The 12,249-nt window shown below is 46.6% G+C and carries 12 protein-coding genes and 1 riboswitch; of the genes, 4 read left to right on the top strand and 8 right to left on the bottom strand.

The window, feature by feature from the left end; all coding sequences use genetic code 11:
* Positions 1-665, bottom strand: a 665-nt coding sequence (locus V7126_RS14065) for an aminotransferase class I/II-fold pyridoxal phosphate-dependent enzyme (RefSeq protein WP_335497660.1), incomplete at its 3' end; no start/stop codon positions are given.
* Between the two features lie 94 nt (positions 666-759).
* Between V7126_RS14065 and V7126_RS14060 the strand changes: the two genes are divergently transcribed.
* The 3 genes from V7126_RS14060 (at position 760) to mtnA (ending at position 4,105) form a co-directional block, all read left to right on the top strand.
* On the top strand, positions 760-1,539 hold the full coding sequence (locus tag V7126_RS14060) for a carbon-nitrogen family hydrolase (RefSeq protein ID WP_175076254.1): 780 nt from the start codon (positions 760-762) through the stop codon (positions 1,537-1,539).
* Between the two features lie 81 nt (positions 1,540-1,620).
* A riboswitch (SAM riboswitch) is annotated at positions 1,621-1,762 on the top strand.
* A gap of 71 nt (positions 1,763-1,833) precedes the next feature.
* Positions 1,834-3,033 (top strand): S-methyl-5-thioribose kinase, encoded by a 1,200-nt coding sequence (gene mtnK / locus V7126_RS14055; RefSeq protein ID WP_175076255.1) that lies wholly within the window; start codon positions 1,834-1,836, stop codon positions 3,031-3,033.
* A 1-nt stretch (position 3,034) separates the two neighbouring features.
* The gene (gene mtnA, locus V7126_RS14050) at positions 3,035-4,105 is read left to right on the top strand and encodes an S-methyl-5-thioribose-1-phosphate isomerase (protein ID WP_335497659.1); all 1,071 of its coding nucleotides are present in this window, start codon (positions 3,035-3,037) and stop codon (positions 4,103-4,105) included.
* Positions 4,106-4,115: 10 nt separating this feature from the next.
* Here mtnA and V7126_RS14045 read toward each other — a convergent pair whose 3' ends face one another.
* The 3 genes from V7126_RS14045 to V7126_RS14035 form a co-directional block, all read right to left on the bottom strand.
* Positions 4,116-4,229 (bottom strand): hypothetical protein, encoded by a 114-nt coding sequence (locus V7126_RS14045; protein ID WP_232517654.1) that lies wholly within the window; start codon positions 4,227-4,229, stop codon positions 4,116-4,118.
* 88 nt (positions 4,230-4,317) lie between these two features.
* Positions 4,318-4,815 carry a methylated-DNA--[protein]-cysteine S-methyltransferase gene (locus V7126_RS14040; RefSeq protein ID WP_175076257.1) on the bottom strand — a complete coding sequence of 166 codons (498 nt, stop codon included), beginning with the start codon at positions 4,813-4,815 and terminating at the stop codon, positions 4,318-4,320.
* Between the two features lie 4 nt (positions 4,816-4,819).
* Positions 4,820-7,030, bottom strand: coding sequence for a PAS domain-containing sensor histidine kinase (locus V7126_RS14035; protein ID WP_046132286.1), 2,211 nt, complete (start codon positions 7,028-7,030; stop codon positions 4,820-4,822).
* A gap of 269 nt (positions 7,031-7,299) precedes the next feature.
* Between V7126_RS14035 and V7126_RS14030 the strand changes: the two genes are divergently transcribed.
* Positions 7,300-8,316, top strand: coding sequence for an acyltransferase family protein (locus V7126_RS14030; RefSeq protein WP_175076258.1), 1,017 nt, complete (start codon positions 7,300-7,302; stop codon positions 8,314-8,316).
* Between the two features lie 36 nt (positions 8,317-8,352).
* On the opposite strand, the gene V7126_RS14025 is transcribed toward V7126_RS14030, so the two are convergent.
* From V7126_RS14025 to V7126_RS14010, 4 genes are all read right to left on the bottom strand, one after another.
* Positions 8,353-8,529 carry a hypothetical protein gene (locus tag V7126_RS14025; RefSeq protein WP_099047030.1) on the bottom strand — a complete coding sequence of 59 codons (177 nt, stop codon included), beginning with the start codon at positions 8,527-8,529 and terminating at the stop codon, positions 8,353-8,355.
* A gap of 7 nt (positions 8,530-8,536) precedes the next feature.
* On the bottom strand, positions 8,537-8,689 hold the full coding sequence (locus V7126_RS14020) for a hypothetical protein (protein WP_164918148.1): 153 nt from the start codon (positions 8,687-8,689) through the stop codon (positions 8,537-8,539).
* 100 nt (positions 8,690-8,789) lie between these two features.
* Complete coding sequence (locus V7126_RS14015; RefSeq protein WP_335497658.1) at positions 8,790-10,784, bottom strand: penicillin-binding transpeptidase domain-containing protein; 1,995 nt, start codon at positions 10,782-10,784, stop codon at positions 8,790-8,792.
* A 99-nt stretch (positions 10,785-10,883) separates the two neighbouring features.
* The gene (locus V7126_RS14010) at positions 10,884-12,233 is read right to left on the bottom strand and encodes a TrkH family potassium uptake protein (RefSeq protein ID WP_335497657.1); all 1,350 of its coding nucleotides are present in this window, start codon (positions 12,231-12,233) and stop codon (positions 10,884-10,886) included.
* Positions 12,234-12,249 lie beyond the last annotated feature (16 nt).

The raw sequence follows: 12,249 nt of genomic DNA, 5'->3' as shown, positions 1-12,249 counted from the left end.
AAGCTGACCGGCCTTTTTCCGTCATAGCCGATCGCCCCGTAGGCGAAATCGTGGACAACGCAAATTCCGTGCGCTTTGGCGAGCTTGACCGTTTCTGCAAAAAACGCCGGCGTCGCCTGGGCTCCTGTCGGATTGTTCGGGTAGTTCAAATACATCAGCTTCGCTTTTTCCTTCACGATTGCCGGAATTCGGCCGTAATCAGGCAAAAAACGGTTTTCTTCCAAAAGCGGCATCGTTTCCATCTTCGCTTTCGCGAGCTCAACGCCTGACCAATAATCCGGATATCCCGGATCGGGAACAAGCACCGTGTCCCCCGGATTCAGCAGGCATTGCGGCAGCTCGACAAGCCCGGCTTTTCCCCCGAACAATACAGCGATTTCTTTTTCAGGATCGAGGGTAACGCCGTATTCCTTTTTGTAAAATTCGGCTGCCGCCTCTTTTAGTGAACGGCTGCCACGAAACGACGAATATTTGTGATTTTCGGGATTTCGGACCGCTTTCGTCATGGCATCTACAATGTGAGCCGGTGTCGGCTGATCCGGATTTCCCTGGCCGAGATTGATTACATCGCACCCGGCCGCAATTTTTTCATTCACCTTTTTAACCAAAGAAGCAAAAAACTGCTCCGGAAGCTGCTTCAATACATCAGAAAACTCAAATTTCATTTTTTTCACCCGCTTTGAAAAATTCTTGAAATGATAGTCCATCATCATATATTGTTAAAAGTAAAATGTAAAGTAAAAAATGAGGTGGCTCAAATTGAAATGGACGATCTCCTGCCTGCAATTCAATATATCGTACGGAAATCCTTCCGAAAATTTCAAAAAAGCGAGCCGGCTGATCGAAGCTGAAAGCCGGCGCTCGGACATCGTAATCCTTCCCGAGCTTTGGACGACGGGATATGATTTAAAACGTCTCGACGAAATCGGAGACGATGAGGGAGTGCAGACGAAAAAGTGGCTTCAGCAAACGGCAAAAGCGAACGATGTCCACATCGTGTGCGGCTCTGTCGCCGTTAAGAAAAAAAGCGGCGTGTACAATACGATGTACATCGCGGACAAACACGGACAACTCGTCAAAGAATACAGCAAAGCACACCTTTTTCAGCTCATGGATGAACATCTTTATTTATCTTCCGGATCAGCTGACGGCAGTTTTGAGCTTGAAGGCGTAAAAGCAGCGGGATTCATCTGCTATGACATCCGCTTTCCGGAATGGATCAGGAAGCACACCTCAAAAGGAGCCGGCATCATCTTTGTCTCAGCTGAATGGCCGCTGGCCCGCCTCGATCATTGGCGTGCTCTTTTGACGGCGAGAGCGATCGAAAACCAGTGCTTTGTCGCAGCCTGCAATCGCTCCGGAAAAGACCCGGCAAACGAATTTGCGGGCCACAGCATGATCATCGACCCGCTCGGACACGTACTCTCAGAAGCCGGACGTGAAGACACGGTGATCAGAGCGGAAATTGATCTTGATGACATTGCAAAAACGAGGGGGCACATTCCGGTTTTCGAAGACATCCGCAAAGATTTATATTAAAAAGTATTGACAAAGAAACCGCGATGCTGGTAACATTTTCAGCAACTGACCGACTGAAATTTTAAAATTTTATATCGATTTCTCTTATCGAGAGTTGGGTGAAGGACTGGCCTAATGACCCCAACAGCAACCGACCGTAATACCATTGTGAAATGGGGCGCAAGTTTTGCGCCGCTAGGGCACGGTGCTAATTCCATCAGATTTGCATTCTGAGAGATAAGAGAGGCAGACACGACGATAAAGCCTCTTTCTCTCACTGAGAAAGAGGCTTTTTATTTTTTGGAGGGAACGAATATGACCGTAACGAAAACCGCTGTATACGAAACATTGACAGAAAGCTCCGCTGCTGCTCTTGCCGTCCGCCTCGGACTGTTTTCAAGCAAAAGCACCTTGACGTGCCGGGAAATCGGGGACGGAAACCTGAATCTTGTATTCCATGTGTACGATAAAGAGCAGAACAAAGGGCTGATCATCAAACAGGCCGTGCCATATGCAAAGGTCGTCGGCGAAAGCTGGCCGCTGTCGCTCGACAGGGCAAGGATTGAAAGCAGCGCGCTGATCAGGCAGGCTGAACACGCCCCGCATCTTGTGCCGCAGGTTTATTATTCGGACACGGAGCTTGCCGTAACCGTGCTTGAAGACCTTTCAAGCCTGAAAATTGCAAGAAAAGGTCTGATCGAAGGCAAAAACTACCCGAATCTGTCGCGGGATATCGGAGAATTTCTCGGAAAAACCTTGTTTTATTCCTCCGATTATGCGCTCGATCCAGAAGTCAAAAAACGGCTTGCCAAGCAATTTGAAAATCCGGATTTATGCGATATCACGGAAAGCCTCGTGTTCACAGATCCTTTCTTGGATCATGAGACAAACGATTTTGAACAGGAGCTTCGCGATGATGCGAAAAAGATATGGGCGGATGATGCGCTGAGGCTCGAAGCGGCGGCATTAAAAAAACGTTTCATCACCTCTCATGAAACGCTTATTCACGGTGACTTGCACACGGGCAGCATCTTCGCCGGAGATGCGGAAACAAAAGTAATCGATCCCGAATTTGCCTGTTTCGGGCCGATCGGATTTGACATCGGACAGTTTATCGCCAACCTCTTGCTAAATGCGCTCGCCCGTGAAGAAGCGGAACGCCGCCCTTTATTCGCCCATGTGGAAACCGTATGGGAGACGTTCAGCAGAACGTTCAGCGAGGCGTGGGAAAAAGACGCCCTCTTCACATACCGGAATGCGCCGGAATACCTTGAAGACACGCTGAAAAAAGCGTTTGAAGACGCAGCCGGCTTTGCCGGATGCGAAATGATCCGCCGGACGATCGGTCTGGCTCATGTAGCTGATCTTGAAACGATCGTTCCATTCAGCAGACGGATCAGCCAAAAAAGGCTCGCCTTGAACATCGGTTCAGCATTAATCAAAAAACGCAAAGAATACCGGACGCCGAAGGACTTGATCAATGCGTTTTTAGAACAAGCTTTTAGGAGTGAATGACATGTCAGAGCAATTCGCTGTGCCCCGCTCTGTGGAGTGGGAGGATACATCAGTCAAAATCTTAAATCAGCAAAAGCTGCCGGAAAAGACGGAATATCTTCATTTAACTACAAAGGAAGACATTTATGATGCGATCAAAACCTTGAAAGTCCGCGGCGCGCCTGCGATCGGAATCACTGCGGCTTTCGGTCTGGCTCTCTCTGCCCAAAGCATCGAAACAGAGGATGTATCCGAATTCCTTCGAGAAGTCAAAAACATAAGAGACAAATTGAACGAGGCAAGGCCGACGGCCGTCAATTTGTCATGGGCGCTCAAGCGGCTTGTAAAAAGCGCGGAAGGAGCGAAATCGGTCAATGAAGCAAAAACCGACCTCGTTCATGAGGCGATTCAGATCCAGATTGAAGATGAAGAAACGTGCCGTCAAATCGGACAAAATGCACTTCAACTGTTTAAATCGGGCGATAACATCATGACGATCTGCAATGCGGGTTCGATCGCGACAAGCAGATACGGAACAGCGCTTTCCCCATTTTATCTGGCAAAAACAAAAGATCTCGATCTCCACATTTACGCATGCGAAACCCGTCCCGTTTTGCAGGGTGCACGCCTGACGGCATGGGAGCTGATGCAGGGCGGAATAGACGTCACGCTCATTACCGACAGCATGGCTGCCCACACGATGAAAGAAAAAAACATTTCGGCGGTCATCGTCGGAGCCGACAGGATCGCCAAAAACGGAGACACGGCAAACAAAATCGGGACGTACGGTTTGGCGATCTTAGCCAAAGCGTTTCAAATTCCTTTTTTCGTCGCCGCTCCTCTGTTAACCTTCGATCCATCGATTTCAACCGGCGACGACATTCCGATTGAAGAACGCGATCCCGATGAAGTCAGACAAATCGCCGGTGCGCAAATCGCTCCGAAAGAGGTGCCCGTATTCAATCCGGCGTTTGATGTCACGCCCCATCATCTTATTTCCGGGATCATCACGGAAAAGGGGATCATCACCGACAGATTCGAAGAGGAAATCGACGCGCTGTTTTCTTCGGCTAAAACCGCTAAAGTCCTTTGATCAGGCTGCTTTAGCGGTTTTTTATCGATTGAATAATATCGTCTTTTTGTTCTTTCGTAAGGACATGCAGTTTGACGAACAATTCAGCGTATCCTGCAACTTTTTGCGGGCGGATGAGTTTCATCTATTCGTCCTCCTTTTCACCGCGGCCAACATTTTTAGCTTAATAAAATGATATGTCGCAAGCGAAAAAAAGAAACGGCATACGCCGATTATTTTCCTTTATACGGAATATTTTCGATCTCAAGCAAAATCGCTTTTTTGTCTGTTTCATTGCCGGCATAGCCGGTCAGCGTGTTGTCTTTTCCGATCACGCGGTGGCAGGGAATGAAAATCGGCAGCGCGTTCTTTTTATTCGCCTGGCCGATTGCGCGGACCGCTTTCGGATGGCCGATTGCCTCGGCAATGTCGGAATAGCTCCGCGATTCCCCGTAAGGAATGGAAAGCAGCGCTTCCCACACTTTTTTCTGGAAAACCGTCCCCTCTTGATGCATCGGAAGGGTGAACGCTTTCCGCTTTCCTCTGAAGTATTCCGTCAGCTGGCGTTTTGCAAGCTGCAATAACGCCGTTTCCTGATGTGCAAGATCAGGATCTTCCGCTTTCATGCTGTCCAATTCTTCTTTTTCAAAAATCAAGTGTGTAATATGTTCGTTTTGCTCGACAATGTATGCCTGTCCAAAAGGCGAGCTGACCTCGCTGTAAAAGCCCATAACGCTATAAAACCTCCTCTTCATGCTGCTGCCGGATCGGGAGGGTCAGGTGAAATGTCGTACCTTTCCCTTCTTCGCTCTCGACCTCAATTTTTCCATTGTGTTCTTCGATTATTTTATAGCTGACCATAAGCCCAAGTCCAGTCCCCCGTTCTTTTGTCGTATAAAAAGGCTCCCCGAGCCGCTTCAATTTATCCTCCGTCATCCCGATCCCTTCATCTGTGAGCGACACGACGATATGGTCTCCGTCTTTCGGCCTGATTGACACGTAGACATTGCCGCCGTCAGGCATGACTTCGATTGCATTTTTCAAAATGTTGATGAATACCTGCTTGAGCTGATTCGGCTCGCAATAGATGAGGGGGATTTGGCCATTAGTGTCAAGGTGCATCTGAACGTTGTCCAGGTTTGCCTGTGCATGCAGAAGATCCATCGTGTCCTGCATGATTTTCACAATATCCTTTTTTTCGTACATGATCGCCTGCGGCTTTGCGAGAATCAGAAACTCGGTAATAATCGATTCAATCCGTTTTAATTCAGATGTGATCACATTGAAGTATAGGGAGTGTTCCTCTTGAATGCTTCCTTCTAACAGCTGGATAAATCCTTTTAAAGCGGTCATCGGGTTGCGGATTTCATGGGCGATTCCCGCCGCAAGCTCCCCGACGACATGAAGCGTGTCAGATTTGCGGAGCCGTTCTTCCAGCTCCTTTCGTTCCGTCACATCCCTGAGCATCGCCAGATTCATATTTTGGATGATATTTCGCTTAAATGAAAATTCTAAGATCCGGTTTTGGTCGGTTAACAGAAATGGAATGTCATTGTCCATTTCCTCCAAAGAAATGGCTTTTGCCGGAGAGGCTGCATTTTCTATTTGATATCCGGAGATGGCGTCAAGAAGATTTGCAGTTTTTAGCCGTTCAAGAGGGATGCTGAGAATGTTTCCGGCTTGCGGATTCGCATCGATAATGTCGTATCGGTTGTCGAAAAGAACGATCCCGTCCATTGATCCGTTGAAGACTTTCCTGAATTTCAGCTCGCTTTCCCGCAGCTCTTTTTCCATCCGCTTCCGGTCGCTCACATTTCGCAAAATCATTAAGCCCTGGCTGCCGAACATGATGCGCTTCGACGTGAACTCAAGTTCTTTATATTGCCCGTTCGCCATGCGGAACAGCAGCTCTGCCCTGATTTCCCCTTTTTCATCATATTGCTCTTGAATGAAAAGATACCGCTCATCGGATTTATCGATAAAATCTTTGATCCTTTTATGTAAAAGCTCTTCCATCGGCAGTTCGAAAATTTTGCAGGCCGACTGATTAGCCTTTACGATCCGGCCGTTATTGTTCAAAATAATGATCGCATCCATCGCATTTTCGAACACTTCCCGAAACCGCTCTTCGCTTTTAAACAGCTGTTTTTCCATCGACCGTTTTTCGGTGATGTCCCTCATGATCGACATATAAAAACCGTTTAAAATATTCGATGTAATCGTCAGCTCAAACAGCCTGTCTTTCCCGGACCTCAGCCGCACGGGCAGTTCGCCTTTAGCCTTTCCCTTCCTGAACAAAGCGCTCAAAATTTTGTCGAGCTTTCCGGCGTTTTCTGCGGAAACGAACTGCGAAAGTCTCAATTTGGACAGCTCGTCTTTTTCGATTTCGAAGCTTTGGCAAAACGATTGGTTGGCATCGATAAAACGGCCCTGATTGTCAAAGATCACGATGCCTTCAACAGCCCTGTGAAACAAATCCTTAAACAGCTTTTCATTGATCGTGCGTTCGCGCTCCAATATTTTTTTTGATGAAATATCCCTCATTACGACAAAAAAGCAATCATCCCTTATTCCTTTGTTCGCCGTAAACTCAATATATTTGACTGAGCCGTTATCCAACCTGATCGCGGCTTCTTTTTTCGTATATCCCCGCTTCAAAAACCGCTCGACGTTTTGCTCTAATTCTTCAGGCGGAACAGCGTGCAAAAAATCGAGCGCCGAACGGTTCAGCACGTTCTTTTTCTGGCTTTGCAAGATTTTGCAGGCGGCATCATTCGCCTGAACAATGTTCATTCGTTGATCCAAAATAAAAATAGCGTCCAGCGTTCCGTTGAACAGCAGTTCATACTGATACAAATCCGCCTTTAGCTTTTCGTTTTCCCGCTTCAGTTTTTTCAGCTGGTTTTGCAGATATAAAGATTCGTTCAAATCAAGAGTATCCGCCATTTGTTACACTCCTTCTTCAAAACCTATCCTCCAATAATTCTACAAACCGTCTGATCTTCCTTCATTTGCTTCAAACTTTTACAAGATTTCCACCCATTTTACAGAACAATGACGCTATAATCGTTCATTACGATTCCGTTACACCTCCCTAACAATGGGCCTTCATTCATAGGAAAAGACATGGTTTTTATTTTAAAATGATAAACGAAGCATCATTCAACAGAAACAAGCGCTTGACTGCTGCAAACTTATAAAAAAAGGGTGATGTTATGACGAATTCACGTGACAGCTATTTTGACAACGCCAAATTTCTGTTAATTTTTCTTGTCGTGTTCGGCCACATCATCCGGTCATATATCAATGACAATGATGTGCTGCTTCATATATACAAATTCATCTACACGTTTCATATGCCGGCTTTTATTCTCATATCAGGCTATTTTGCAAAAGGATTCAACCGTCCCGGATATGTGAAAAAAATCGCTGTGAAGCTGATCGTTCCCTACTTGATTTTCCAGGGGATATATACGGTGTTTTATTCGTTTATAGATGATCAAAGCCTGACTGCCTTCAATCCGTTTGAACCGCAGTGGTCGCTTTGGTTTCTGCTCAGCTTGTTTTTTTGGAACCTTTTTTTGTTTCCATTTACAAAACTGCCTGCAGCATGGTCGTTTGCCGCAAGCCTTGCGATCGCCGTTCTTGTCGGGTATATCGACGCCGTCAGCGATACGCTCAGCCTTTCGAGGACATTCGTTTTCTTCCCGGTCTTTTTGGCGGGCTTTTATCTAAAAAAAGAACACTTCAAAAAGCTGAAAGGCTGGAAAGGAAAACAGGCGGCTCTAGCCGTATTGGCGGCAACGTTCGTTTTTTATTTCTTCGTAGATTTCGATTATTCGTGGTTGTTCGGTTCAAAGCCTTATTCTGAATTTGGAGACGTCGGAATGAAAAGCGCCCTGAATCGCGTCGCACTCCTTGTGCTGACGTTTGGCTCAACCTTCGGGTTTATGGCACTTGTGCCTGAAAGACGGTATTTCTTTACCCTTTGGGGAACAAGGACATTTTATGTGTATTTGCTGCACGGCTTTATTATTAAGTCATTCAGAAAAACCGGTGCGGAAGAATGGCTCGCCGACTATCAGAGCCTGACCGTGCTGATCATCGCAACCGCCGTCTTGACCTTCTTCCTGTCAAGCGGATTCGTTAAAACGGTGGCTCAGCCGTTTATCGAACTGAAAATGACGAATTTGCTGAGGTGGCTGAAAAAGCAGGCACGGTATAACGTGTAAATAAGAAAAAAGGACCAAATCGGATTTGGTCCTTTTTCAATCTTTCTGCTTATCCTTTTCATCTTTTTTCTTTTTCTTATTCTGTTCGATGATATCGATAAACTTAAAGGCGTTGACATCGCCGAGTTCGCCCGAAAATTCCTCCTGAAGCACTTTTTTGTTCATCGGCTTTTTATGATTTTGCATATCCTTGCTTTTTTGATTTTTCTCCACCGTTCCGTCAATCTCCCTGTTTTCCTTGTTTTGAATTGCGGTTTGCACCCCTGTCTCCGTTTTCCGCATCAAACTGTGTGATATATTGGTGATCATGCATGCTTTCAGCCGGCGTTTTATTGTTCAAAGCGGCTTCATTTCTGGCAACTTTTCGTTTCATACACGACATTCCTTTCGTTTTGTTTATCCATATCTTTTCCTGAAAAGAGCCGTCCACACATCCATTTTCCGGAAAGAAAAAAAGCACCGAAAAACGGTGCTTATTTAAACAATTGTTTCACTTTATTGACGACGTATGAGCTGCCTCCGCGGTTTGATACATCCTCAACCATCATCGTGACTAACAGGTCTTTCTTTTTGTAGTCATAGGCTGTGAACCAGCCGTTTTCCTTGCCTTTTTCGCCTTTTTTCTTTTTCAGTTCGGCGGTTCCCGTTTTGCCCGCGATCGAGAGACCCTTGACGACCGGCTTATAAGCGGAGCCGCGCGGATCATCTACAACGCCTTTCAGCCCTTTTGTAATGGCCGCTGCTTCGTCTGCGGTTACGAGGTTTTTGTGCCAGATTTCCTTCTCATCGCCGTCTTTTTTGATCAGGCGCGGTTTGATCAGGTTTCCGTCATTGATAAACGGCGTATAAGCGGCTGCCAAATGAATCGGGGACATCAGCATCTGTCCTTGGCCATATGCAGTATCGCCCAGCAGAATGTCTGAGTCGATCCCGTCGTTGGCGATCGAAGATGCCGTCGTCGGAAATTCGTATCCGAGCTTTTCTTCAAAGCCGAACGATTTTAGCCCTTCGACAAATTTGTCGCGTCCCGTATCAATAGCCGTCTGGGCAAAATAAATGTTGTCAGAGGTAATGAGCGCATTTTCCAAGTCGACATCGCTCAGCTGTTCTGAAACCCTTGCCACCTTATATCCGCCCCATGACGAATCTTTCTGCCATTCTTTGCCGACGATATGTTTCTTTTCATCCGCCTTGATCGCACCGTTGTTCAGCCCGATCGCGGCCGTGATCGGTTTGATCGTTGAACCGGGCGCATACGTTTTGTTGAATTTCGCAGTAAATGGCGCTGCACTGTCTTTGTTCAGCTTTTCCCATTCGCCTTTCTTCCAGCCGAACAAAAATCCGTTCGGGTCGTAGGATGGTGCGCTGACAAGTGCCAATGTTTCCCCTGTTTGCGGCTGGAGGGCCACTGCTGCGCCGGAATCGTTTTTCAATTGGCTGTAGATCTCCTGCTGCTTTTTAATGTCGATCGTCGTGTGGATGTCGGTTCCGTCCGTGGCTGCTTTTGATGCGATCGTAGCACCTGATTCCGGAATCGAAATCGACCAGCCGATTTCGCCTCTGAGCTGCTTTTCGTAAATATGTTCAAGGCCGACGATGCCGAGCATTGAATGTTGGCTGTAGTTGTCTTTGTTCTGTTTCAGCTCTTCATCTGTAATCGGTCTTATGTATCCGGTAAGATGAGCGGCTGCTTCACCGTAAGGATAATATCTCGATGTCGTGTCCTGTTTCAACACGCCAGGTAAAGAGGTCGCTTTTTTAATAAGCTCCTTCTCGTCAGGCTTTACTTTTTTAAGAGGGACAAAGGAGTCATTTTGCACCCATGAAGCCGACAGCTGTTTTTCGATATCTCCCTTTTCCATATCCAGGAGGCCGGCCAGCTTTTTCAAGACCGCATCTTTATGATCACCGAGTTCCCCGCGGACGACGCCGATTTCGGGCACTTTCGCATTCGTTGCGAGCGCCTTGCCGTTCCGGTCATATATGTTGCCCCTGACAGGCTCTTCCGCGGTAATCCGGACCGTTTCCCCTTTTTTCAGCTGTGAAAACATAAAGGACGGATTCCAATTGATGTTCCACGATGTTTTGCCGTCTTTCTTCTCTTTTACAAGCTTCGCTTTTCCTTCAAAAGAAACGGGTCCCGCCAATGTATTCATGCTGACTTTGTACGGTACAATCTGCGAATCTTTTTTGTCTTTTTCTTTTTCGTCCTGATCACCGGCCGTCACTTTTAAGTCTGTGACTCCGACATCTTCATAAATCGATTTATTTCGTTTGATGAAGTCGTCTTTCGAGATCGATTTTTGCGCTTCAGCCGACAGCTGGTCATACATTTCTGCAAAATTTTGCTTGTTCCATTTGTCTACATATTGATCCATGCTTTCTTTTGCCGTCGGGCTGTTTGAGCAGGCTCCGGCGAGCAACAGAAATCCGGCGGCCATAAACAAATGGATGATTCTCTTTTTCATGAAGTTTCCCCCTTTTTTTCAAGTCCGCCATTTTAGCATTATACCATATAAAGGGTGACTTTATGTGGATAAAAAAGACAGCCGCATGGGCCGTCTTTTTTAACCGATAATAACTCTTTCTTTTGGATAATGATAATTCGCTTCGCTTTCTTTTCTTCCGATCAAATAAAGCAATGTTACAATTCCGATCCGGCCGATGAACATCAGGATCATGATGACGATTTTGCCCGTAGTGCTCAGATCGGCCGTGATCCCCAGTGATAAACCGGTCGTACCGAAAGCTGAACAAACTTCAAACAGGATTTCCAATAAAGTGTGTTGTTCTGTGGCCGTCAGGATGAGTGTCGAACATAGCACCAAGAGCACGGCAACCATCGTTACGACAAGCGATTTCATTAAATCGGACTGGTGAAGCTCCCTTTTGAAAATTTTTACCGATTTGTTTCCTCTGGCAAAATGGAATAAAGCCAGCAGGTTTAAAGCGAACGTTGTCGTTCTGATCCCCCCGCCGACAGAGCTCGGCGAGGCGCCGATAAACATCAGGATGCACATAAACAATACCGTTGTATCCGTAAAGTGGCTGATGTCCATTGTCGCGAGTCCCCCGCTTCGCGTCGCCGCGGATTGAAAGAGCGAGAAGAACAATATTTCATGCCACGATTTTCCTAAAAATGAAAAGCGGGCTTCCATGACATAAATGCCGATTGCTCCCCCGAAGACGAGGAGGAAAAAAGTGACTGTCGTCAGCTTTGTAAATAAGCTGAAAGTAAATTTTCGTTCCCTGCTGAACAGAAAATCCTTCACTTCGGTCAGAACGGGAAATCCGATCGCTCCGAAAATGAGCAGCAGGATCACGATGAACTGGACAAAATAATCGTGGCGATACGGAATCATCGAATCGCCTGTAATGTCAAATCCCGCGTTCGTCGTCGCGCTGATGCTGGTGAAAAAACCGTGTATAAATGCTTCTCCTGGCGAATCAAAATATTTCAGAAAATAAGTGCCGAGGATCAGCCCGCCGAAAAACTCAATGGCAACAATCAGAATCAGCACATGCTTCATCAGCTTGACAACCCCTGATAAATTGGACTGGTTCTGGTCTGTCATGATGAGACGGCGCTCTTTCAAGCCGATTCGTTTTCCGAATATGAGCCAGACAAAAGTACCGAGCGTCATGATGCCGATCCCGCCGAATTGGAGTACAAACGCCAATATCCAAATCCCCGCCGTGCTGAATGTATCGGCTGTATCAACTACTGTCAAGCCTGTCACGCTCACGGCGCTTACCGCGGTAAACAGCGCATCCATAAATGACCAATCCACGCCATCTTGATGCGCAATGGGGAGGCTTAATAGCATCACGGAAACCGAAACCGCCAAAAAATAATAGAGCGCAATCAGCTGTACTGGCGACAGAACACGCAAAAGCTTGTTTAATAAAACCTTCATAATCGTTCCTTCTTTT

Source organism: Bacillus sp. JJ675, assembly GCF_036963165.1.
In the GTDB taxonomy this organism is placed as follows: domain Bacteria; phylum Bacillota; class Bacilli; order Bacillales; family Bacillaceae; genus Bacillus; species Bacillus glycinifermentans.
This window is presented reverse-complemented; position numbering and strand designations above follow the sequence as displayed.

What these genes read in the sequence shown, in the direction of transcription:
- mtnK (WP_175076255.1), top strand. Translation starts at nt 1,834, where the DNA reads ATGACCGTAACGAAAACCGCTGTATACGAAACATTGACAGAAAGCTCC.
- mtnA (WP_335497659.1), top strand. Translation starts at nt 3,035, where the DNA reads ATGTCAGAGCAATTCGCTGTGCCCCGCTCTGTGGAGTGGGAGGATACA.
- V7126_RS14045 (WP_232517654.1), bottom strand. Translation starts at nt 4,229, where the DNA reads ATGAAACTCATCCGCCCGCAAAAAGTTGCAGGATACGCTGAATTGTTC.
- V7126_RS14040 (WP_175076257.1), bottom strand. Translation starts at nt 4,815, where the DNA reads ATGGGCTTTTACAGCGAGGTCAGCTCGCCTTTTGGACAGGCATACATT.
- V7126_RS14035 (WP_046132286.1), bottom strand. Translation starts at nt 7,030, where the DNA reads ATGGCGGATACTCTTGATTTGAACGAATCTTTATATCTGCAAAACCAG.
- V7126_RS14030 (WP_175076258.1), top strand. Translation starts at nt 7,300, where the DNA reads ATGACGAATTCACGTGACAGCTATTTTGACAACGCCAAATTTCTGTTA.
- V7126_RS14020 (WP_164918148.1), bottom strand. Translation starts at nt 8,689, where the DNA reads ATGAAACGAAAAGTTGCCAGAAATGAAGCCGCTTTGAACAATAAAACG.
- V7126_RS14015 (WP_335497658.1), bottom strand. Translation starts at nt 10,784, where the DNA reads ATGAAAAAGAGAATCATCCATTTGTTTATGGCCGCCGGATTTCTGTTG.
- V7126_RS14010 (WP_335497657.1), bottom strand. Translation starts at nt 12,233, where the DNA reads ATGAAGGTTTTATTAAACAAGCTTTTGCGTGTTCTGTCGCCAGTACAG.